The 20,982-nt window shown below is 37.9% G+C and carries 24 protein-coding genes and 1 pseudogene; 6 read left to right on the top strand and 19 right to left on the bottom strand.

Annotation, left to right across the window (positions count from 1 at the left end; translation table 11 throughout):
* Positions 1-175: 175 nt before the first annotated feature.
* From nudK to B4G94_RS23550, 3 genes are all read right to left on the bottom strand, one after another.
* Positions 176-757: a GDP-mannose pyrophosphatase NudK gene (gene nudK / locus B4G94_RS23560; protein ID WP_159729758.1), complete on the bottom strand. Its 582-nt coding sequence runs from the start codon at positions 755-757 to the stop codon at positions 176-178.
* A gap of 473 nt (positions 758-1,230) precedes the next feature.
* Complete coding sequence (locus B4G94_RS23555; RefSeq protein WP_286862403.1) at positions 1,231-1,608, bottom strand: helix-turn-helix domain-containing protein; 378 nt, start codon at positions 1,606-1,608, stop codon at positions 1,231-1,233.
* Between the two features lie 450 nt (positions 1,609-2,058).
* Positions 2,059-3,288, bottom strand: a complete 1,230-nt coding sequence (locus B4G94_RS23550) for a hypothetical protein (RefSeq protein ID WP_286862401.1) — start codon at positions 3,286-3,288, stop codon at positions 2,059-2,061.
* Between the two features lie 433 nt (positions 3,289-3,721).
* Between B4G94_RS23550 and B4G94_RS23545 the strand changes: the two genes are divergently transcribed.
* Positions 3,722-4,483 carry a helix-turn-helix domain-containing protein gene (locus B4G94_RS23545; RefSeq protein ID WP_259655401.1) on the top strand — a complete coding sequence of 254 codons (762 nt, stop codon included), beginning with the start codon at positions 3,722-3,724 and terminating at the stop codon, positions 4,481-4,483.
* A 30-nt stretch (positions 4,484-4,513) separates the two neighbouring features.
* Positions 4,514-5,671, top strand: a complete 1,158-nt coding sequence (locus B4G94_RS23540; protein WP_286862400.1) for an FAD-dependent oxidoreductase — start codon at positions 4,514-4,516, stop codon at positions 5,669-5,671.
* 338 nt (positions 5,672-6,009) lie between these two features.
* Here the strand turns inward: B4G94_RS23540 and B4G94_RS23535 are convergent, their stop codons facing one another.
* Positions 6,010-6,864 (bottom strand): DUF2071 domain-containing protein, encoded by an 855-nt coding sequence (locus B4G94_RS23535; RefSeq protein ID WP_286862399.1) that lies wholly within the window; start codon positions 6,862-6,864, stop codon positions 6,010-6,012.
* Positions 6,865-6,900: 36 nt separating this feature from the next.
* Positions 6,901-7,797, bottom strand: a complete 897-nt coding sequence (locus B4G94_RS23530) for an SIR2 family protein (protein WP_286862397.1) — start codon at positions 7,795-7,797, stop codon at positions 6,901-6,903.
* A gap of 662 nt (positions 7,798-8,459) precedes the next feature.
* On the opposite strand from B4G94_RS23530, the gene B4G94_RS23525 reads away from it, so the two are divergent.
* From B4G94_RS23525 to B4G94_RS23515, 3 genes are read left to right on the top strand one after another with little or no spacing between them, the layout of a single operon-like run.
* Positions 8,460-8,954 (top strand): N-acetylmuramoyl-L-alanine amidase, encoded by a 495-nt coding sequence (locus tag B4G94_RS23525; RefSeq protein ID WP_286862395.1) that lies wholly within the window; start codon positions 8,460-8,462, stop codon positions 8,952-8,954.
* A complete protein-coding gene (locus B4G94_RS23520) occupies positions 8,941-9,318 on the top strand; it encodes a hypothetical protein (protein WP_108636572.1) in 378 nt (125 codons plus the stop codon). Before B4G94_RS23525 ends, B4G94_RS23520 begins: the two co-directional genes overlap by 14 nt.
* Positions 9,275-9,820 (top strand): hypothetical protein, encoded by a 546-nt coding sequence (locus B4G94_RS23515; RefSeq protein ID WP_286862393.1) that lies wholly within the window; start codon positions 9,275-9,277, stop codon positions 9,818-9,820. The genes B4G94_RS23520 and B4G94_RS23515 overlap by 44 nt, the downstream gene beginning before the upstream one ends.
* A gap of 42 nt (positions 9,821-9,862) precedes the next feature.
* On the opposite strand, the gene B4G94_RS23510 is transcribed toward B4G94_RS23515, so the two are convergent.
* The gene (locus B4G94_RS23510; protein ID WP_286862392.1) at positions 9,863-10,486 is read right to left on the bottom strand and encodes a hypothetical protein; all 624 of its coding nucleotides are present in this window, start codon (positions 10,484-10,486) and stop codon (positions 9,863-9,865) included.
* Between the two features lie 358 nt (positions 10,487-10,844).
* On the opposite strand from B4G94_RS23510, the gene B4G94_RS23505 reads away from it, so the two are divergent.
* A complete protein-coding gene (locus tag B4G94_RS23505; protein WP_286862391.1) occupies positions 10,845-11,651 on the top strand; it encodes a hypothetical protein in 807 nt (268 codons plus the stop codon).
* 605 nt (positions 11,652-12,256) lie between these two features.
* Here the strand turns inward: B4G94_RS23505 and msrB are convergent.
* From msrB to B4G94_RS23450, 13 genes and pseudogenes are all read right to left on the bottom strand, one after another.
* Positions 12,257-12,691, bottom strand: a complete 435-nt coding sequence (gene msrB, locus B4G94_RS28015; protein ID WP_349681871.1) for a peptide-methionine (R)-S-oxide reductase MsrB — start codon at positions 12,689-12,691, stop codon at positions 12,257-12,259.
* Positions 12,692-12,775: 84 nt separating this feature from the next.
* Positions 12,776-13,345 (bottom strand): annotated as a pseudogene (msrA, locus tag B4G94_RS28010) (peptide-methionine (S)-S-oxide reductase MsrA); the annotation flags it as partial.
* A gap of 6 nt (positions 13,346-13,351) precedes the next feature.
* The gene (locus tag B4G94_RS23495) at positions 13,352-13,795 is read right to left on the bottom strand and encodes a DUF417 family protein (RefSeq protein ID WP_286862388.1); all 444 of its coding nucleotides are present in this window, start codon (positions 13,793-13,795) and stop codon (positions 13,352-13,354) included.
* A gap of 85 nt (positions 13,796-13,880) precedes the next feature.
* Complete coding sequence (locus B4G94_RS23490) at positions 13,881-14,120, bottom strand: hypothetical protein (protein ID WP_286862387.1); 240 nt, start codon at positions 14,118-14,120, stop codon at positions 13,881-13,883.
* A 41-nt stretch (positions 14,121-14,161) separates the two neighbouring features.
* Complete coding sequence (locus tag B4G94_RS23485) at positions 14,162-14,713, bottom strand: sigma-70 family RNA polymerase sigma factor (protein ID WP_286862385.1); 552 nt, start codon at positions 14,711-14,713, stop codon at positions 14,162-14,164.
* An 83-nt stretch (positions 14,714-14,796) separates the two neighbouring features.
* Positions 14,797-15,135 (bottom strand): DUF3784 domain-containing protein, encoded by a 339-nt coding sequence (locus B4G94_RS28150; RefSeq protein ID WP_165309733.1) that lies wholly within the window; start codon positions 15,133-15,135, stop codon positions 14,797-14,799.
* A gap of 11 nt (positions 15,136-15,146) precedes the next feature.
* Positions 15,147-16,229: a hypothetical protein gene (locus B4G94_RS23480; protein ID WP_286862383.1), complete on the bottom strand. Its 1,083-nt coding sequence runs from the start codon at positions 16,227-16,229 to the stop codon at positions 15,147-15,149.
* 155 nt (positions 16,230-16,384) lie between these two features.
* A complete protein-coding gene (locus B4G94_RS23475) occupies positions 16,385-16,564 on the bottom strand; it encodes a hypothetical protein (protein ID WP_286862382.1) in 180 nt (59 codons plus the stop codon).
* Positions 16,565-16,613: 49 nt separating this feature from the next.
* Positions 16,614-17,117, bottom strand: a complete 504-nt coding sequence (locus tag B4G94_RS23470) for a hypothetical protein (RefSeq protein ID WP_286862381.1) — start codon at positions 17,115-17,117, stop codon at positions 16,614-16,616.
* A gap of 263 nt (positions 17,118-17,380) precedes the next feature.
* The gene (locus B4G94_RS23465; protein WP_286862380.1) at positions 17,381-17,878 is read right to left on the bottom strand and encodes a DUF1772 domain-containing protein; all 498 of its coding nucleotides are present in this window, start codon (positions 17,876-17,878) and stop codon (positions 17,381-17,383) included.
* A 93-nt stretch (positions 17,879-17,971) separates the two neighbouring features.
* Positions 17,972-18,745: a helix-turn-helix domain-containing protein gene (locus tag B4G94_RS23460; protein ID WP_286862378.1), complete on the bottom strand. Its 774-nt coding sequence runs from the start codon at positions 18,743-18,745 to the stop codon at positions 17,972-17,974.
* A gap of 98 nt (positions 18,746-18,843) precedes the next feature.
* Positions 18,844-19,929: an NAD(P)-binding domain-containing protein gene (locus B4G94_RS23455; protein WP_286862377.1), complete on the bottom strand. Its 1,086-nt coding sequence runs from the start codon at positions 19,927-19,929 to the stop codon at positions 18,844-18,846.
* A gap of 13 nt (positions 19,930-19,942) precedes the next feature.
* Positions 19,943-20,965, bottom strand: a complete 1,023-nt coding sequence (locus tag B4G94_RS23450; RefSeq protein WP_286862376.1) for an LLM class flavin-dependent oxidoreductase — start codon at positions 20,963-20,965, stop codon at positions 19,943-19,945.
* Positions 20,966-20,982: the final 17 nt, after the last annotated feature.

Raw genomic sequence — 20,982 nt, 5'->3', positions numbered from 1 at the left:
AAAAAAGAAGACCCTTTGTTTTATTAAAAAAAGGGTCTCTGTATATTTTAGGTACAGGAACGGAGCAAGTGTATATGGGAATTCCACATTATATACCTTCAACCGTCAATTTCCAAGACCCAAAGTTTATCTTTGAGAAAGTTAATCAGCAGCCCTAATCATCTAAAATAGGCGTCTACAGTATATTTTTTAAACGAATATATTGTAGTAGCATAATGGTTTTTCCATCTTTGATTTCACCTGTATCAATCATGTGTAGTGCTTCTTCGATATTGATTTCTAGAATTTCAATATGCTCTTCCTCTTCTTCTAAACCACCGCCATCGCCAACTTTCATGTTATTGGTGTATTCTGCTATAAAAAAATGTAGAATTTCAGTTACAGAACCTGGAGACATATAAGCTTCAAATATCTTTTTTGCTTCCTTGATCTGATAGCCTGTTTCTTCTTCTGTTTCCCTTCGTATACAGTCGTGGGGAGAATCTTGATCAAGAAGACCTGCACAAGCTTCGATAAGCATGCCTGACTCATTCCCGTTGATGTAGGTGGGTATTCGAAATTGTCTTGTTAATATGACTGTTTGAGTACTGGTATTATAGAGTAAAATGACAGCTCCATTGCCACGATCATAAGCTTCTCGGCTTTGTTGCTGTACCGTGCCATCGGGTTTGCTGTATTGATAAGTCACTTTTTTTAAAGTGTACCAGTTGTCTGATAGAATTTCAGTTTTTACAATTTTAATATCTTTTATTGCCATTTTTAGCGCGTTAAAGTCAAAAGATAAAAATAAGAATTGCAATCCAAACTAAGCAGGAAAAACTAAGAGAAGCTTTGATGTATGTCGCGATTCTCCAGGGTGCTATCCAGCGTAGTCGAAGCGGGATAAAAAGTAGGATGAAACCCGTTAATAAACTAACAGGTATAATCCAAAAGAAATCAATTGGTGCAATCCGACTGTGGCGAAGTAGCGTAACAACCAAAGCAGCAACTAGCGTCAAAGACAGGCCTAAATTTGAAATTATTTTTTCTTTCTCTGGACGGTTGTTACTGGAACCTTGTCCAAAGATAAAAAGAGTTGTGTCCATTACAAGGTTAATAAGCTCAGAAATCATTGATAATGGTATTTTTATGTGAAAGTAACAAGTTTTTGTTTCGCAAATGGACTTGCTGTTTATTTTTAACGAAGAAGTATTGGAGCAAAATTTAGTTTATGCTAGGTATTGGCGAACCTCAGTCCGTTCTAAATTGCTTTGGATTCAGACCTGTATGTTGTTTGAAAAAATTGGAGAAGTAAGGAGAGTCGACGAAACCAAGTTTGAACGAAATTTCTTTGATAGATAGATCGGTTGCTTTTAACAATCGTTTTGCTTCCAAGATAGTTCGTTGCTGAATGAGCTGGCTTGGAGATACTTCGAGCTTTTGACGGCAAATTTTAGTAAGGTGCGGGGTGGATATATTAAGTTCTTTCGCATAAAAAGATACCGACTTCTCATGCCGAAAATGGATATCAATTAACTCCTGTAACTTTAAGAGACGTGGATTGGATTCATTATTTTGTTCATTTTGGACTACCTTTTGTACCTCTTTGCTTAGTATCGATGCGATCACAGCTGTGCGCNNCTTATCGCATTAAATTCATAATAAAGTAGAGCAAATGTTTCGTTGGAGAGTGAGATAACAGGATTACGTTGATAGTAAGCGAATGAAAAACGGAAATTGGGCGAAAATTTCTCGAAGTATTCTCTATCGACCATCAATTGGAAACCAGTTGTATTGGCCCCTAATTTCCAGCTATGAACTTGTTTTGGAAACAGGATATGGATTTGATGACGATCAATGTGATAATCTTTAAAATCAATCGTATGGACACCTTCTGCTTGATCAAAAAGTACCAATAAAAAAAAGTGATGTTGATGTGGACGCGCTATATGATGTTCACCACGTAATTCTGAGTATAAATATCCTTGATTACCTGCAAGCTGGTCTTTTCTAAATTCTTGAATATCTATTGTCGGAAATAACTCCATCGAAATGATTTTGAACCTAAATATAGGTGTTTTATTTTAAACCATCTTCCAGTACCTGTTTGTTGATGGTGAATTCACGATAGCCAAAGGCTCCAGACTTATAGCCAATTACAGCACCAAATTCAATGCTTTTTGAGGAAGAGGTCTTTGGGAATACAGAAGAGCGGTATACATTGGCCGCAGCTAAAGGTTTTTCGAAGACGCGAAAGTGTAGACCATCCTTTGAATAGGCTAGATAATTCATATCTGAGGTAAATCGATCTACATTTCCAATTGCCAGACATAGAAAATAATACCCGTCAATATACGAGCCTTGCAGATGCCAAGTCGAATATCCCTTGCTGAATTCTAGCCAAGGTTTATTCATAAATTCAACTTTCTTACTGTCGCGATAAGCGGTAAAATCTAAGCCATTTGTAGAAATACGCGATAGGATATTGGTCATAATTGGTGCTTTGTAGCTTGGCATGAAATCCACTTCGTAACTCGTCGTTAGGTTTTTCGAATTTCTCACAAATGTTGGTGAAAGGATATGGTTATCTTGGAAAGATGTAGGTTCATTACTATTATACACGAGTTCCAGTGGTGTCCAGTCAATCCCATTTTTTGATGTTTGTCTTACAATAACACGTTCAGCTTCTTCATTTAATTTTTTATTGTTGTTTGCGCTTTTGGCGCCCCATTTTTTTAAAATTTTGCTTGAGAAAAAGCAGCCTCTATAATATAGTTCGAATTCCTCACCGTTGAAATTCCAGTCTACATCGGACCAATAACCTTGATTAGGGCCACCGTCCTTTTGGATGAAAGAATCTTCTAGTGCCGGACGTCGTTGAATAGGATTTATTAATCCAGCCGGAGTAATCCATTCTTTTCCATCATTAGAAACTACCACAGTCGGATTTTCATAGAGTGAGGCGGTACGGTCTGACCCGATTATGCCAAAATATGGCGTAAATACCATCCAATATTTGTATCCTTTGAAACCGGCAGGGAAATATTCAACATCTGGGTGGCAATAACTCGCACTATTGCCAGAGATATCGCGTATCCAGCCTGGGAGTTCTTCGCCGGGTTGGTTTGCATTGGCAATTGTATTAATTTTTATTGAACCTAGATCACTTGTGAAACCTGTAGGAATGGGTAATTTATCTTTTTCAATGACTTCAGGATCAGGTGGTGCAATTCCTGGATGAATATCTCTTTTACAACCAATAAATAACAAAAATCCCAAAAAGAAATAGGCAATTCTCTTAAATGACATATAGAATCAATAAAAAATAAATGATACTACCTTACGGTCTTACTTTCCCTGTTAATCTTAGCTAAATGATAGCAAAAATGATCTATTTTTTTTATTTCTCAAAATCGATTTTAAAAAATATTTTATATATCGTAAATAGTTGGTTTTCTGATTTATAAATGTCTTTTTGACTTGTATTTATGATGTGGAATCCGTCCTTGTACCCCTTGTTTAATCCATCAATTGGGAAAGATTTGAACGTGTAATTTCATTGACTTTAACAGCCAATCGTTTTCAGTACGAAAGAACGGTTGCGTAGCGCAAGTTATTCATTGTTTCATCATCTNNCCTTATTGTTCAGGTTTTAGACAATAAGTAAACTTAAGATTTAATCGTTAATTTTATGTTGTTATATCAATTAGCATACTCAAAATACGAATGATAAGGACAATTGATGATGGAAGATGGCCTACAATATACAATAGTTAAACCTGATGAAGCGATCGCAAGTTTTGTGGATAGCTTTTGGTGTTTGCGTAATGAATCTGGCGTTATAAAGGAAACCATCGGTTTGCCAGATGGACGTGTTGATTTGTTTCTTTTCAAATCTTCTGTAGATAACTTTCGGATCGTTTTACTTGGTCTAGGAACAATGCCCCATGAAGAAGCGACTATTCCTATTGACGGACAACTATTTTGTATCAGCTTTAAATTGCTTGGGGCGGAGTATATTTTAAAAGAAAGTATTGCCGGTATCATCAATACGGGTAAGTTTCTTTCGACTGATTTTTGGGGTTTTTGTGAATTGGATTTAGTTGATTTTGAGTTATTTGTTGTTAAATCTGTACAAATTATTAAGTCACTTCTTCCTTCTATGATTGATGAGCGAAAGCGTAAATTATTTGAACTGATCTATCAGCGTAAGGGAGCGATTTCAGTTGCTGAACTCTCCGAACAGATTTTTTGGAACAGCAGGCAAATCAATCGTTATTTTAATCAGCAATTTGGACTTTCTTTAAAGTCGTACTGTAATATTTTACGTTTTAGGTCCTCATTGGATCACATTGCAAAAGGGAAACTTTTTCCAGAAGAACATTTTTTCGATCAGACTCATTTTATTAAAGAGATTAAGAAATTTTCGGGAGTAGTTCCCAAAGAGCTGTTAAAAAATAAAAACGACCGATTTATACTATTATCATCGCTTACATCTCAATAGTTTTGTTTTATGAATTTTAAAACAAATAAGATGTTAATAGAAAATAAAAAAATAGCCATAATTGGCGGTGGAATTGGAGGCCTTACGTTAGCTCGATTATTACAGTTAAAGGGGGCTGATGTAGCCGTTTATGAGCGGGATTTAAATCCTGAAGTTCGTGTACAGGGCTCTACTTTGGATCTTCATGAAGGGACGGGACTTGAAGCGATGAAACGCGCAGGATTAATAGAAGAGTTCTATAAATATCATCGACCGACTGCGAGTAAGCTGCGTATTGTTGATCAGAATCTCATCGTAAAATTTGATGACCATGATGAAGAGCAGTCAGTCGCCGAAAATCGGCCGGAAATAGACCGAGCCCCTTTGCGAGATATCTTATTGAATGCTTTGGAATCGCATACCGTTGTTTGGGATAGTCAATTCGTTGGAATGGAAAGATATGGTGAAGGTTGGTTGTTGCATTTTAAACATGCAGTGGATGCATATGCCGATCTGGTGATCGCAGCAGATGGGGCAAATTCAAGAGTACGTCCTTACTTAAGTAATCTAACGCCTATATATTCGGGAATTACATTGGTTGAGGGAAATATCTATGATGCTGAAAAGAATGCTCCTCATCTTTTTAAATTGGCGAACGGTGGTAAAGTGATGGCTTTTGGAGCGGAACAATTTATCGGATATGGTACAAAAGGTGACGGTTCAATGATGTTTGTTGCAAGTACAAAGATTCTAGAAGATGATTATAATAAGGCTAGAATTGATTTTAAGGACAATAAGCAAGTATCGCAATGGTTTAAAGATCATTTCCCTGGATGGACCACGGTTTGGGATGAGTTTTTTGTGAATGACAATGTCAAGTTTATACCCCGTCCCCAATATTATTTTGCTCTTGATCAACACTGGGAAACACAGACTAACCTTACAATGATCGGAGATGCAGCTCATCGCATGCCGCCATTTGCTGGTGAGGGGGCGAATGTAGCAATGCAGGATGCCTTCGAGTTGGCTGAATGCCTGACAAATAGGAAACATGAATCTTTGCTGGAAGCATTATCTTATTTTGAAAAAGACATGATAAGAAGGGGGGCAGAAGCAACACAGGATACATTGGAAAATAGTGATCGCATGCATTCGGCTACTGCTTTATCTGCCATGTTGGAATTTTTTACCCATCCATCGGGGGATTAACAACCTTAAATCGCCTAAAGCTGTATGGAGCAACAAAGGGAGTTTCCAGAAAAAGAATATTTATTTTTTCTGGAACTTCACAAGCAGTAAGCTACCGAAAATAAAATAAAGTATCAGAACTAATGTGCTGCCAAGTGCAAAGCCATTGCTAAAAAGTTTATCTAGCCCGTATTTGTGATGAAACAGACCGATTCCGACTATACATTGGCATAGTGCATAACAAATATTTGCCGTTGCCGTATAACCAAAAAGCCCCAAGAAGCGAACTTTTGTTATTCCAAAAATAAAATGGGGCATCGCGTTCGCGAGCAATACAGCTATACTAAAATCGATAAAGTTCATAATTTTATTGTTTTTTCGTGATTCATAAAAAATGAGACCGCCGGTATTTCGAAAGCAAAACACTTTTCATGCTGAACAATATCAGCTAATGTTTCGCTTTTAAAGAAATCAATTTTTAAAGGTCTTATGTCTTTTGGATCGAACTTTAACGCAATATTCGCCTGTCGGAATAGGCCATTGTCCAGTGGAGTTAAGGCTTGGTCCTGAATAATTATTTTATTCAGGAGTTGATTGATATCTTTCGACAGATGGAGAAATTGACTTGGAATATTCCAGTGATCACAGGGGTGGCAAACAACCTCCAAGTCTGGTGCATTGCTTCTTCCAGGGATTATTTTGGTGTGAGTTTGAACGCCGATATGGTTATGTTGGAAAGCCAAAGGTTGATGTGTATACATCATGCTACTGAATAAACGACTACCGATGCAATAGATCTGGCTACTCATTACATTTGCGAGAAATAGGACTGTAGGCACTTTAAATTGCTTTTGGGTTTGACTGATGTAAAGTCTCCAATTACTCTGTAGAGGTGACCCATATAAGGATTTTAAATGATATAGTTTTGCAGGGCCGAAATGGCCATGACGGTAAGTTAGCACTGAAAATAAAACATGGTCACCGACAAGATCGAGGGCAATTCCTGAGGGGACGAATTGTTGAATTTTGGCGAGAGGCACCATCCAGTTTAAATAAACTACATGGCTAATTTCACTTTTCAATTTTATTGCTGAAAAGGGTTTGGTAAGTATAAACTTTGTTTTCCTCAAGAATAGACTATTCAGAAAGTTTTCAATGCTTAATGTAAATTTGTTTAGTTTGGCAGCGCGAAATTCTTTTTCTATTAATGACATGATAACAAGCTGAAAATCTATGAATTGCTGTGTGGTTCAACTTAATATTTTGCTGGGTAGCTTATATCTATTTTTTATGCCTGCGAGGACTTTCTTGTAGTATTTAGTTTTATTGGTTTCGTCAATAATGACAATTTCAACATCGTTTGCTTGAAGTAATTGCATTTTATCTTTGGAGAGTGCATACCATTTTTTAGTTGTATAATAAAAGAGTTGATTTTCAATAAAGGCGCTTCGTCTATAATACTTATTTCTGGCGCGATAGGTTAGCAGCCACCAAAGGTCTATTTCTACAAAATCAAGCGATAGACCTAGAATGTGGATATCCTGCGTGAAAAATAAATCAATCCAGGATTGGAGTTTAGTATCCTTTTTTCGGCTTAATCTTTTAATTAATGCAGCCTTGTAGACCGTTTGCGAATTATAATTTGTCCCATTAACCACATAATCCCTCATTTTTTGCAATTGGCCGCAGTAATGTTCATAACCTAGGTTAATGGAAGACGGATTTAGGCAGTCACCGTGTATATGCCAATAGCTCGTGTTGCCGATTTGGTGTTTACGAAATACACTGTAGGTCGTTTCACGGATTAAGCCGGTATTTGCTGTGGCGATTTCTCCTTCTAAACTGAATTCATAGTTAGTGGTGATTATGTTTTCGATCGAAACATCCCGAATTAATTGGTGTATTTCGTTTTGATTGATTTGAGAGACGCAATCCGATATATAGGTTTTAAGTTCTCTTTCATTAATATGTTTTTCTCGAATTGCGTTAAGGAATATTTCCTCATACAACATAGGAAAAGGTTTTTGTCCATTTTCTAATGAACTGACTTTATACTTTTCTTTGATTTTGTGTAGCAAATCACTCCAGCTTATTCCTGGCGAAATATTATTAATGTCGTTTCCGACTAATAAAGCAAACTTGTTCATCGTATTATAAATCAAGATTCACGCATGTAAAGTTAAATGACGATGTCGATCAATCGCATTTTTGGATGTAACATATAATCTATTGAATTTAGATTTCTCTCCTACGAATTTAATAAAAAATCGTAGGATTTATGTCAACTAGATTTGTGATGGTACTGTAGATGGTATTGTCTGCAGGGCCATGGAAGCAATATCGTGTAAATTGAAACCTCTGTAAAAAATGATTATGTCATTGCGATGGGCGGATCAGTCAGATATGTTGTTTTTATTCGTCAAAAAAGGCTAGGCGAACCAACTTCCTAGCCTTCACGGTATAACTCATCCTATGCTATAACGATCAAATAACAAAAGAGTAACAGAAATGTTTTTATCCGGTCAAGGATTGATGATTTCCGGTCAATGGTCTCACATCAGTCCGATGTGGCTTTTGTTTTTACATCAGGAATTAAAAAAAGTCATCCTTTCACTGATATTCGGTAGTTGTTTCATACCGCTTATATAGGTGTAACATTTCATTTTTCAGGTGCTATCGAGAGGTAAATTTGTATTGAAATACGAGCTGCAGTATACATTGCCAGCTTTTATTGAATAAAACTAAAATCCGGATTTTAATAAAAAGAAGCGCTGAAAATAGAAATAAATCATCAATAATATAAGAAGACATGGATATTGAAAAAAATCAATTGGTAGGAGCTTCCTATCACGAGACATCTAATAAAGGCAGTGTTATCAGCCCTATTTTTATCATTATGCATTATGATGGTGCATCTAATGCCACTAGTGCGATTCATTGGATGTTGGATCCCAAGAGCAGGGTTTCGGCCCATGTACATATCAGCCGGGACGGTATAGTGACACAATTGGCACCATTCAATATTAAATGCTGGCATGCGGGACGGAGTTCATGGGCGGGGTTGAAAGATCTGAACAATTATAGCATTGGGATCGAGCTGCAAAATAAAGGAAATGAAGTTTATACGGAAAAGCAGATTACCGCGGCAATTGAAGTCTGTGAGGCAATCGTTGCCCATTATCCGATTCAGGAAATTTTAGGGCACAGTGATATTGCTCCGGGAAGAAAGGAGGATCCGGGAAAACAGTTCCCATGGATAAAGTTTAAATCACTCATAAAAAAGAATTACTATGGAAATACTTGAGATTTTAGAAAAATTGATTATCCCTATCGTTACGGCTATCGGTGGTTACCTTGTTGGACGGCCTAAACAGCAGGCGGAAGTGGAAGCAACAAATGTGGAGAATGCCGGTAAAGTCATCGACAAATGGGAAGGTTACGCAAACCGGCTCGAAAAAGACATTGAACATTTAAGAGCAATTATTGAGGACCTCAATGAGGGACTCAGGCTCGCCAATGACGATCGCATGGCCTGTTCAAAGACCCTGGCGGAGTTACAGGTGAAATACGATGATCTGATGAAGCTTTATAATGAATTGCAGATTGAGTTAAAAAGAGTGAAAAATGAAAAATATACGTGTATTGACCGTAATGCTACTACTCGTTAGTAGCTGCGGTCTATTTAAAAAAACAGGAAAGACAAGTGAATCTCATAGGCTTGAGGCAAGGGGAGAAGCGATGGTATTGTCAAAAATAGATTCCGGTAGCAATCATTTGGACGTTGGGCAATCCTATGTCCGAATTCTGAAACAATCTGAAGATCTTATGCAGATCGAGGGTGAGGAAATCGAGATCAGTCCGGATGGAATTGTACGGATAGGTAAAGGGAGGGTCAATAAAAAACTGACGCTTCATGCAGATAGCGGCAATGTATTCCGGAAGTATATTTCCGGACAGAGTCAACAGGTCATTGAAAATATACTGCGCAAAGATGAAAATTTAAAGTTAGCGGAAAGAACGACAAGACGAACGGAACGACCAATGGTAACAAGTATGCTATTTTTTATTACTGGTCTACTTGTCCTGGCAAGCCTTATGATCTCTGGTGGCTGCGAAGAAAAATCCGGCGATAAGGTTGAAGATTATTATACCGATCAAAGAAAGTGTTGAGCTCACTAATTGATGATCGGTATAATTTCTGGGAAAATCATCTTATTTAGCATTGAAACGTTTATGAATGAAATAGTAATTTGCCGCCTGTTTGATATCTTTCTTAAAATCACTATATAAGTCAAATTGGTTACATGCGCAGATAATAGATTTTTGTAAGGTATCACTATTAATCTTTAAATACGGTCCAAGTTCCTTGTATATTGTGCTCTTTACTTTAGTTTTTAAGTTGTCTAATTTTTCTGGCTGAAAAATACGCAAGACCACCGCGATTGCTTTGTAGCGATGTTGAATATCTTTATAATTGATATATTCACCCATGATCTGTTGCGTGGATATTCCCATAAATTCACAATAACAATCGATGACCTGACTGATTTTGGAAAGATCAGGTTCATAAATTTTGTCAATTGATCTCAATATTTCCGGATGATTTTCTTTTAAGAAACTCAAAATGAAAGAGTAATATAATGTGTTCATGCGTTGGGAATTGGCCTTGTTATTTCGTTGTATTTTTGCAGCAGTTAATTTTTGTTGTGGAAATAGAACTGACATAAGCTCCATTTCCTGTGCTTGTTTTGAAATAATATTCAGATTTCTGATATCGTCCCGGTTTAATCCGACTGATCCGCCTGGCTGTGCATGCGTTGTGATGAAGCGTTCCATATTTATGTTCCTTTTAATTATATGCCTATTTTTCTCTATTTTTTGTTAGTCGTTAGTCGAAGCCATTGATGGGGCATTGCCGTCTAATAAATTTCTCGGATATAATCTACCGATGTAAACGTATTGTTAAACAAAGTTAAACAAAATTGTTAATCATTCAAGGGTTTTGAATTTTATTTTGTACGATTTTTTATGTTTTGTTAGCGTTGTTAAACTTATTTGTTTAATTATAAATATCTTATAATCAGTGTTTAGTGTGTTTTATTTGTTTATTTATTTGTTTAGGTTTAATATCTTGTGTAACTTAGCGTCAGGTTGTTATGAATTAGTGTAACATTTATTCTTATCCTATAAAAACATGGAAACTTATCCAGATAATAATTTTGAGGTTTTGCGCTTGGAGATGGGGATTACCAATCGGGAATTCGCGGGTTTATTGGGCGTGCGTGAGCAGGTATATTCCCGGATTAAGAAAGGGGAATATCCAATTGGACTTACTATGAAAACACGGATTCAAAATGCCTTTCCACAAGTTCAATACGACTGGCTGTTGTATGGGAAGGGAGAGCGAAACAAACCGGATATATTCGTTGAGTCTGATCCTGTTTTGATGGCCAATGTCAGGAATGGAAGATCAATTGGATATTTTTCCAATGATGTTATGTTTATTGATGAAAATAAGAACAATATATTCTTTGAGGTATCACCCGGACGATATCTAATGCAGACCAAGCTGGTTACCGAGAAGGCAAAAGCCGGTTATCTCTCGGGTTTTTCTGATGCTGAATACATGGACGATTTGCCAGCGCATTTTATTACTGTAAATGAATTTCACAAGGGAGCTTACCGTTCTTTTGAAGTCAGTGGTGATAGTATGACCGACGGAACTGACGCCAGTGTTCTTGATGGTGATATTGTCACTGGACGTTTGATTAAACGTGAGCTATGGCAATCGAAATTCCATACCCATAAATATAGATATTGGGTCATCGTCCATCGATACGAAGGAGTAATCATTAAAGAAATTGCACATCACGATGTCACGAATGGAATTCTTACACTCCGTTCACTCAATTCGGACAAAACTATATATCCGGATTTTGATGTCAGTTTGGATGATGTAGATCAGATCTTCAATGTTGTTGATATCAGCCGCTCACTTTAGGATCAGGTTTAATCGGCTCATCTCTCTTGTATATACCCGTTCGTGATCAGTCCACTACTTTCTCACGGATAAGTTGATCACTGCGAAATTAAACCCATGGACAATAGTTTGTTATCTTTTTGACTAAATAATATAGCAAATAAAACTAATTAAATTAGTTTTATTTGCTATATTTGAACATGAATTGAAGGTGGATGAAGATGTTTTTGTATAATGTTTTAGCGTCGAACAGTATATATAATGCGCTATGAAATCTCATTGTACATAAAGAACATTGGTTGCTCATTATTCTTGCATGTTCGTTGCCTTCAATTCTTATAAATCCAAGCGATAAATAAAGTATACGTGACAAACTGATAAACAGCTGAGAGATAGAAATTCCAAGGAATCCTGGATCGTTCTTTCGGTGTAGCTTGTTAACTGGGAAGCCATTTACTAATCCATCATATGTTTATTTTTAAAGCCGGGTTTTTTAACCTGGCTTTTTATCCTATACATCTTATACGTTTACGATAGGTTTATACATTTATGATCGGTCACCATGTAGGAGAGCAGATAAATGAACTTTTTTCTTCATTAAAAATAGGACTATTATGAGTAGGATATTACTTTGATTTATCGCTCTTCTCTAATAAGGGAATAAATTTCTCATAGCCTTGTGCTTTCATTTGATCTTTTGGGACAAAACGTAAAGAAGCACTATTGATACAATACCGCAATCCCCCTTTTTCGGTCGGCCCATCATTAAAAACATGCCCTAAATGCGCATCACCGGTTTTGCTTCTTACTTCGGTCCTGCTCATTCCAAAAGACTTATCGTTTTTTTCGGCGATTAAACTATCGCTAATCGGCTTGGAAAAGCTGGGCCACCCACAATCTGACTCAAACTTATCCGTCGAAATAAATAAGGGCTCGCCGGTCGTAATGTCAACATAGATACCTTCCTTAAATTCATTCCAATAGGAATTGTCAAATGCCTTTTCGGTCGCATTGTTTTGCGTAACATCAAATTGTAATGGCGTCAATTCCTTTTTCAAGATTTTTTTATCTACCTTATTGTAACGAGTGGGCGGGTTTGCTTGCCGGGCCTTTTCAAATAAATCTGCCGGAATATGGCAATAGCCTCCCGGATTCTTTCCCAAATAATCCTGATGATAATCTTCAGCAGTATAGAAATTACGTAATGCGGCAATTTCGACGACAAGTTTGGAGTTGTAGTTTTTAGCAAGACGTTCGATTTCTCCCCGGATTATTTTTTCATCCTCTTTTTTTGTAAAGTAAATTCCGGTTCTATATTGGGTACCTATATCATTCCCTTGTTTATTCAAACTTGTTGGGTCAATCGTTTTAAAGTATAAGTCAATCAACAATTTCAAATCAGCTTTGGTCGGGTCGTAATTGACTTTTACAGTTTCAACAAAACCAGTATTGCCCTTGGATACTTGTTCATAACTGGGGTTGGCTACTGTTCCATTCGCATAACCAACCTCGGTGGCAGTTACGCCTCTTATTTGTTTAAAATAATGTTCTGTTCCCCAAAAGCAACCTCCAGCAAAATAAATCTCTTTGGTTTGACTGTAATCTACGGTGCTTTTTCCCGAAACTGATGCCTCTTTTCCATATTGTGAAAAGCCTATTTTTACTATCGCGAAGCCAAAAAGGACGAGAATAGTAATGGTCGATATAATTTTCATGATCTTTTATTTGTTAGCTGATTGTAGTAAATTGATTCCATATCCAAGAAATAGTATGTCCTTGAGGATAAAAAAGTCCGTCACCGGAACCCCGTCTACGTATCTCAACATATTGGGGCTTGTAAAAAGATAACTGAGGGTCATTGTAAAAATAATGCATACCCCTATACCGGTATATTTCCTCAGTTGATTGAATTTTAAACTTAGTAAAATGAGCAGGGCAACCAAGATTTCAATGACACCGACAATACTGGAGACTGTTTGTGCACTTAGCAGGCGATACAACCAGGAAGAAAGTGGATGATTTGCTATTAATGGCTTTATGGCCATTGCCTCCGTCGCTGTAAACTTGAATATTCCAAGCCAGAGAAGAAGGAGTACAACGCCGAACGTGGACATGTAAAATCCGTATTGCGATGACAATGTCATGGAATTTTTCGTTTGTGTCATGAGATGCATTTTTCTAAAATTTAAATTGTTATTATTGTTTCTCTATTAGTAGCATGCACGTCAAATTCCTGACAAAAAAATCTTGTTATTTCAGTTTTTCTTTTAATTTATCTTTAAATAGTTGTAAATCAGTTTTGTTGAATTTTTCTGGAGCGTCTTGCGTAAATATTTTTTTCATCAGATCTTCCATTACATTTATCTTACGGTTATAGGCGTTGCACCATTTGCAGATCATGAGATGCGCGCTCAGACGTATTTTTTGGAAAGACGTGATGCTGTCCGCATTACGCTTTTCAAAGAGTAGCGTTGCCTGCCTGCAGGGCATGAAGAGAATATGTATGAGTCGCCTTACCATCGTTTACGAAATCATAAAATGTTAAACCAATTAAATTCCAGACACTCCCGAAGTTGCATACGGCCACGTTGAAGGATCTTCCACAGGTTAGTTGCCGTAATGCCAGTTTCCTGACATACTTTGTCCGCTTTTTTTTCTTCCAGGTAATAAAGCTTTACCGGGATAAGCCATTTTAAGGGCAATTTATCTATACACTCGGCCATTACTTTATTGAAATCATTGTTGTCAAGCAGATTTTCGTCTTTTTCATTCCAGTCTTGTAGGATATCATCATGTTTCCACGATCCTTCCTGATCAAAATATCGGTCCAGGGGAATATTGTCTGTGTATCGATATTTTTTGCGGTAAAATTCAGCAACTTTATTTTTGAGAATAGCCATGAGCCAGGTTTTTACACTGCTTCGACCTTTGAAAGAGGAGTAGGATTCAAATGCGGAAATAAATACATTTTGGACAATATCCTCTGCATCCTGTTTGTCAGATAATAAAAAAAGTGCGCTATCGAGAAGGGTATCACTATAGGCATCAATCCATTGCTGTATGTGCGTCGCACGTTTATCCATCTAATCTATGATAATGGTATAAAATTAGAAATAGTTTTTGATACTCTTTATTTTATCCCAATGGATTAAAAACTTTCGAGGGTTCAGTTTCTTAAAAACTGAAAGACAATTGCCAGAAGCAATATAAAAAGTAAGCATATCACAATAAGTGATAGATTGTATTGTTTTCTATTTCTTCTTTTGAAAAAGCGGTTCGTTTTCCAGATAAAATATATATAGGCTAAGAATGGGTAAGTAACACTAAAAATCTGGGCCCAATGGGGGCTAATGGTAAACAATAGGAAGCAGAAGATCAACAAATAAGAGCCCGCCAGCGATAGGTGGAATATTTTGAAATAGGGAATAAATGCCTTTATATCAAATAGCTGTTTTTCTTCCGGTGAAAGGCTGTTATATCCAGAGAGTGAGGAGTAACCATATATTTATCCGATAATCAGTTCCACTGTCTGTATTTTTTGGGGATTAAAGGAACTCCCTTAGGAAAATAGAGCCCATCGAAATCAAAATAAAAGAAAGTTCCGGTTTCGGAATGTCTGATTTGCAGAAGAGCTTCTAGATTTTTGGATGTACTGATATATCTGTAATCGAAGTGATCATTTCCCAGTACGGGAGCATTTCCCTGTTGCGTGTTAACTAATACCAGTTGTCCTGGATCGTCTGTTGCTGGTATTAAACTAAATTCATTGTTCAGTACAATTGTTCTGTTTTGAGGAATAAGTATTTGGTTTGCCATACCGGGAGGAGGTATCATACTGCCGCGTAGTTCAATTTTCTGGTTGAATAGTTTGGCAATTGCCTCATGTTCATAAACCGTAGTGCCTAACTTTTTAAAACTGGTATTGTAAACTTCAATGGTGTAACTCGATTCGGGTATACCGTATTTCTGACCAAAAGTACGTTGGATTGCGGTTTTGCTTCCAAGCACAAATCCGATCAGGGTCAAAGGTGCATTTACGTTTAATCCGTATACGAGATCAAAGCTTTCAAATTTGGGTAAGGAGTTTACTGGAGTAAAACCATCATTGGCGGCCAAAACATCGTAGGTCTCATCTTCTTTTAGCGCCCAGAGATACTGTTTGTCATCCACACTTCCATTATCCCAGGAATCATGATTTGGTTCGATTTTTTTGTATGATGTTGTAAGTTGTATCGGCGAACCTGCGGAATTTAAGAGAACAGAATTTCCGTTTACTTTAAAGTGATAATAACTGTCTTTGTTGATTCTTAAAAGACCACATGTTCGATCCAGACGTCCAACAAACTGTTCTTCTCCAGAACGTGCATCAATGACCTTGTCTTCGCCTTCATTTTTCGCTATGATATAACTTTGAAAATCTCCAACCACATCATAATTACCGGGGCCATCCACAAAAGCATCGGGAGGGATAAGTTCCGTTCCCGAAACGTTCAATAAACCTAATTTACCTTCGAATTTGAAAGGAACAAACTGGGAATGCTCCTGAGCATAGGCACAGCAGAAAAATAAAAAAATACTAAAAGTGAAAATAAACTTCATTGTAAACTGACTTTTGACATTCGGCGTCGATCGTGCGCACTTTCAAATTTGAATTTACAAAAATAAATCTATTTAACTATTTAAGTTTTTTACTTATGTCGAATGTCGTTGAGATTAGCTTGCGCCGTAGTGACAGGTGTCACACCACGCTACATTTAATGTTCAAAAAGCCATTTTATTCCTACGACCAACATTACGATTACCGCGATGATGTATTTTACCTTAATCACTTGTTGTTTTCTGTATGCAAGGTAAATTCCCAGTGCCATGATCAAGGCAATTGCAATAATTATCCATCCAAATGAGAAACTGTTTCCAAGTTGAATATTTATCATATTTTATTCTTTTTAATAATGTGTTTGATCGGATTTGCGGGGGCGTGCCTTAGTCTTTTTCGAATGTCACGTCCGTTATCTTGTAGTTGAAATTAGTTTTGTCGCGCTCAGCTTCAGGCTTTTCTAATTCATTGTAATGTACGGTGCCGGTCATTTTAAACGTAGTATGTGTGTCGAGATTGGTTTTCTCCCCATTTTTATCAATGACATGGAAATTTTTGAGTGTATAGTTCTTTTGGTCCGCCGGAAGTTCAAATAGAACACTGTTGTTTTCTGTTCCAACCGGTAGTATCAAGCTGAATGCTGTAAATTTTTCGGAGCTGATCGCATGTGGTTTTACAACAAAATTCATTGCCATTGTCTTTGATTTACCCGATGAAAAGGTAAAGGATGGAGCGTCGAACTCACCAATGAGCTCAATAGTCTTGTTATGGTTGTCGTAGTTGGATTCCATTGCCTTAATTGTATCTACTGATGTACCATTGCATGATAATAAGGATGTTAAACCCAGAGATGCAAGTAACAAGGCTGGAATTATTCTTTGTATTTTCATAGAATTATGTTTTTATTGATTTTGATTAGTTTATACTCAATATAATTTTATCCGCTTTTTTTGTTCTTATTTTTCATAAAAGTACAATAGAATCTGCGGCCTTTTATAGCTGGATTTAAATCCGTTGTGAATAAATTTAAATCCGTAAGCTCTTTTGCTTTTTTCGTTTTTGGCGGGATCAGTTTCCTGTGATAGCTTGGGCCGTCCGCCCAGGTTTTTAGAAAATGGTGTGGAGTAATTTGAACGGGATCCTGTGTTTTTTGTTAATCTTTAGACCTGAAAAAAATCAGGCTCATGATTAGAGAAACTAAAGTGATAAAGGAGAATACGGTTCGTATATTGTTCCAGAATACCCAAGGATCTTCAATAAGAAGGCGTATCCGATGTATCGCATCCGATGAAGCTGTTGAAATATCGAACGAATCCAGTTGGTTGTTTAGGGGAACGTTCTTGGTGCCGGTAATCATAAGTACACCGATAATATAACTTAAGCATGCGGTCAAAATCAAATAAAATTTCGGCGATGACAGGTCAAAATACAATACTGACGAAACAATTAATAACAATGGCGCTCCCAGAAAGCAGCTGTAAAATACAGGATTTAAGATTTCTCTGTTGATGTTTTGCATCGCCATCAAGTAGGACTTATCATCCAATTTATGAAGCCCTAGATTGACAGAGAATGTATAGGCGAAAAATAGGCCTGATATTAATGCAGAACAAGTTGCTGTTGCTGCTAAAATGATTTCATGTAGTTTCATTGCTTTTGAATTTAAATAGATAACGATTTTTTAGTTTTCTCTACGTAAAATTCGGCATCAATAAGCTTTCAGAATAGAATAAAAACGACAATTCTAGATTTTGCCAAACGTGTTAGGAGTTACTCCTGTAAAGGCTTTGAATACCCGGATAAAGTGTGATTGGTCGGCGTATCCATTCGTATAAACGATATCATTTATCTTGCTGAAATCTTTTGTCTCCAGTTGGTTGAGTGAAGACTGAAATTGGACTATTTTCGCAAATTGCTTCGCGGAGATCCCCGTTTCTTTGAGAAATCTTCGTTCGAGTGTTCGAATGTTCAACTTTTCTTTTTCAGCGATTTCTTTGATAGGAATTATCCCTCTGCTGTCAATGATGGATTGGATTACTTCTCTTACCTGGAAATCAAGTTTGTTCCTTTTCTGTTCAAAATAATCGAGCAGTAAGTTTATGATAATCCTGATCTTTCCCTCCATAGCTGAGGTCAATAGGATTTCTGAAATGATCTTATTGATATCATTTTTGGGCCCATTAGTTAGATAATGGCAGCTGTCATTGATATCTTGGGGATTGATTCCCCAAAAAGCTCGTAAAACAAATGGATAAAATTGAAAAATAATGATTTGAAAATGACCGTTCACGTGGATGGAGATGGGCTTGATCGTTTGGCCATATAAAAAGATTGTTGGCATTTTTTTTCCATGCGGCTGTATGGTTAAACCATTTTCGGTTTGATGGAATAGAAGTCCGGGATATCCATCCGCAAAGAACGGCAGGACGGTTTCTGGGGCATCTTTGTTTTCGAATACGAGAATATTTTTGACAAACAAGGCAATGGATTGATCTGGAATAATATTTTGGATATCCATCGTGACAACTGTTTCTGTATGAGATTTTAAATAGGCTTAAATATAAAGAGATTTTTACTGATATGGTAATCCTGGTTAGGTGCTGACCAAAAATAAAACTACAAAAGATTCAATGTTTTTACAAGTTCCCTTGCTGCTGCGCTTCCCGCGCGGTTGGCTCCGATCGTGGAGGCCGAAGGACCATAACCAACCAAATGAATTCGAGCCTCCTTAGCAACCATTGTCGCAAGGCGACCGTTCATTAAGATGCCCCCATTTTCTTCTTTAGGTAATACTGCGTCCAAATGTTTCAATGAACTTATAAATCCGGTGTTCCATAAGATAATATCAGCCCTTTCTTCTCGGCCGTCTTCCCATTTTACGCCAGTCGCTGTAATTTCGCTAAACATAGGAAATCTCGTGAGTACACCTCGTTTTTCCATCGCTTGAATTTCGGTGGAATAGGGAAGGCCCGTGACCGACACGACCGACAACGGCGGCAATCCCTGTCTGACCCGTTCTTCGACCATCGCCACAGCATTGTGACCGGCCATATCATCAAAAGGTCCTTCACGGAACAGAGGCGGTCGTCGGGTGACCCACGTTGTGGTTGTCACTGCTGAAATCTGATCCAGCAACTGGATGGCCGATATTCCGCCGCCGACAATGATAACGTGTTTATTTCGAAAATAGTCCGCTGTTTTGAAGTCTTTTGTATGCAATTGTTCCCCTTGAAATAAATCTGCTCCGGGATAATATGGAATATAAGGGTTCTCCCAGGTACCTGTGGCATTGATAATGCCTTCCGCTGAAAATAGGGTCTCCGCAGTGTCTATGTGAAAACGTTGCCCATGTAAGAAGACCCTATCCACTTTGACTGGACGATATACCTGTAACCCAAACCTCTTTTCATAGCGATCGAAGTAATTTGGAACAGCAATATTTGCCTGTACTTCAGTCTCCTTGTTTGTCAATGTTTCCTCAAATGACATGCCCGGCAAGTCATGGATTTTGTTTACTGTGCTTAGCGTCAGCGAAGACCATCGAAACTGCCAGGCTCCGCCGGGGGAAGGGGCTTCATCCAGAATAATGAAGTCACGATTAATTTCCAATCCCAGTTTCTTCAGATGGTAAGCTGAAGAAAGACCGGCTTGGCCAGCACCAATTACTGCGATTTTGGTTTTGTAACGAATGTTATTTATCATTTAAAGGAGATCGCTAACGCCAGCCTAATTCAGGTGCGACATGTTCTAAAATAGCGGAAAGCACATGGACATTGTAATCCACACCTAAGGTGTTTGGAATTGTTAAGAGAACGGTGTCTGCTTCTTGGATGGCCTCGTCCTGAGCCAGTTCTTTGACAAGTTGATCTGGCTCGGCGGCATAACTGCGGCCAAAAATAGCACGTTTGTCCGCTTCTATAAAGCCAATCTTATCGGCCCGATCCGACTCCTGCCCAAAATAATACCGGTCTAAGTCATCTACCAATGCAAAAATTGACCGGCTCACGGAAACTCTGGGCTCTCCGGGATGCCCGGCCTCTTTCCACGCTGCTTTATATAAACGTATCTGTTCAGCCTGTTGTATATGAAAAGGTTTTCCATTTTCATCATATTTCAATGTCGAACTTTGTAAATGCATTCTGTTTTGAGCCGCCCATACTGCTGTAGCATTCGATGCCGCTCCCCACCAGATGCGGTCACGTAATCCCGCAGCGTGTGGCTCTAGTCTGAGCAGGCCCGGAGGGTTCGGGAACATCGGGTAAGGATTGGGCTCGGCAAAACCTTTCCCTTTAAGTTTTTCCAGAAATTCCAGTGCCTTCCTGCGTCCCATATCAGCATCAGTTTCCCCTTCAACGAGCTCGTAACCAAAATAGCGCCAACCGTCTATCACCTGTTCGGGTGAACCCCTACTAATTCCTAATTGTAACCGACCTTCCGAAATTAAATCTGCTGCCCCCGCATCTTCCACCATGTATAGTGGGTTTTCGTAGCGCATATCAATTACTCCGGTACCTATTTCAATCGTACGGGTCTTGGCGCCAATGGCAGATAGTAAGGGAAAAGGAGATGCCAGCTGGTTCGCAAAGTGATGGACTCGAAAGTAGGCTCCGTCTATGCCTATCTCTTCTGCTGCTACGGCCAGATCGATGGACTGAAGCAAGGTGTCACTTGCTGTCTGCGTACTGTAAGCCGGATGTTTGGACCAATGTCCAAAAGATAAAAATCCTATTTTCTTCATTCGTCAAGATGGGATTT

It is taken from the genome of Sphingobacterium sp. UBA7625 (assembly GCF_002484085.1).
In the GTDB taxonomy this organism is placed as follows: Bacteria; Bacteroidota; Bacteroidia; order Sphingobacteriales; family Sphingobacteriaceae; genus Sphingobacterium; species Sphingobacterium athyrii.
This window is presented reverse-complemented; position numbering and strand designations above follow the sequence as displayed.

Excerpts from the sequence above, each read along its gene's own strand:
- nudK (WP_159729758.1), bottom strand. The coding sequence starts at position 757 with ATGGCAATAAAAGATATTAAAATTGTAAAAACTGAAATTCTATCAGAC.
- B4G94_RS23550 (WP_286862401.1), bottom strand. The coding sequence starts at position 3,288 with ATGTCATTTAAGAGAATTGCCTATTTCTTTTTGGGATTTTTGTTATTT.
- B4G94_RS23545 (WP_259655401.1), top strand. The coding sequence starts at position 3,722 with ATGATGGAAGATGGCCTACAATATACAATAGTTAAACCTGATGAAGCG.
- B4G94_RS23540 (WP_286862400.1), top strand. The coding sequence starts at position 4,514 with ATGTTAATAGAAAATAAAAAAATAGCCATAATTGGCGGTGGAATTGGA.
- B4G94_RS23535 (WP_286862399.1), bottom strand. The coding sequence starts at position 6,864 with ATGTCATTAATAGAAAAAGAATTTCGCGCTGCCAAACTAAACAAATTT.
- B4G94_RS23530 (WP_286862397.1), bottom strand. The coding sequence starts at position 7,797 with ATGAACAAGTTTGCTTTATTAGTCGGAAACGACATTAATAATATTTCG.
- B4G94_RS23525 (WP_286862395.1), top strand. The coding sequence starts at position 8,460 with ATGGATATTGAAAAAAATCAATTGGTAGGAGCTTCCTATCACGAGACA.
- B4G94_RS23520 (WP_108636572.1), top strand. The coding sequence starts at position 8,941 with ATGGAAATACTTGAGATTTTAGAAAAATTGATTATCCCTATCGTTACG.
- B4G94_RS23515 (WP_286862393.1), top strand. The coding sequence starts at position 9,275 with ATGAAAAATATACGTGTATTGACCGTAATGCTACTACTCGTTAGTAGC.
- B4G94_RS23510 (WP_286862392.1), bottom strand. The coding sequence starts at position 10,486 with ATGGAACGCTTCATCACAACGCATGCACAGCCAGGCGGATCAGTCGGA.
- B4G94_RS23505 (WP_286862391.1), top strand. The coding sequence starts at position 10,845 with ATGGAAACTTATCCAGATAATAATTTTGAGGTTTTGCGCTTGGAGATG.
- B4G94_RS23495 (WP_286862388.1), bottom strand. The coding sequence starts at position 13,795 with ATGACACAAACGAAAAATTCCATGACATTGTCATCGCAATACGGATTT.
- B4G94_RS23490 (WP_286862387.1), bottom strand. The coding sequence starts at position 14,120 with ATGCCCTGCAGGCAGGCAACGCTACTCTTTGAAAAGCGTAATGCGGAC.
- B4G94_RS23485 (WP_286862385.1), bottom strand. The coding sequence starts at position 14,713 with ATGGATAAACGTGCGACGCACATACAGCAATGGATTGATGCCTATAGT.
- B4G94_RS23480 (WP_286862383.1), bottom strand. The coding sequence starts at position 16,229 with ATGAAGTTTATTTTCACTTTTAGTATTTTTTTATTTTTCTGCTGTGCC.
- B4G94_RS23475 (WP_286862382.1), bottom strand. The coding sequence starts at position 16,564 with ATGATAAATATTCAACTTGGAAACAGTTTCTCATTTGGATGGATAATT.
- B4G94_RS23470 (WP_286862381.1), bottom strand. The coding sequence starts at position 17,117 with ATGAAAATACAAAGAATAATTCCAGCCTTGTTACTTGCATCTCTGGGT.
- B4G94_RS23465 (WP_286862380.1), bottom strand. The coding sequence starts at position 17,878 with ATGAAACTACATGAAATCATTTTAGCAGCAACAGCAACTTGTTCTGCA.
- B4G94_RS23460 (WP_286862378.1), bottom strand. The coding sequence starts at position 18,745 with ATGGATATCCAAAATATTATTCCAGATCAATCCATTGCCTTGTTTGTC.
- B4G94_RS23455 (WP_286862377.1), bottom strand. The coding sequence starts at position 19,929 with ATGATAAATAACATTCGTTACAAAACCAAAATCGCAGTAATTGGTGCT.
- B4G94_RS23450 (WP_286862376.1), bottom strand. The coding sequence starts at position 20,965 with ATGAAGAAAATAGGATTTTTATCTTTTGGACATTGGTCCAAACATCCG.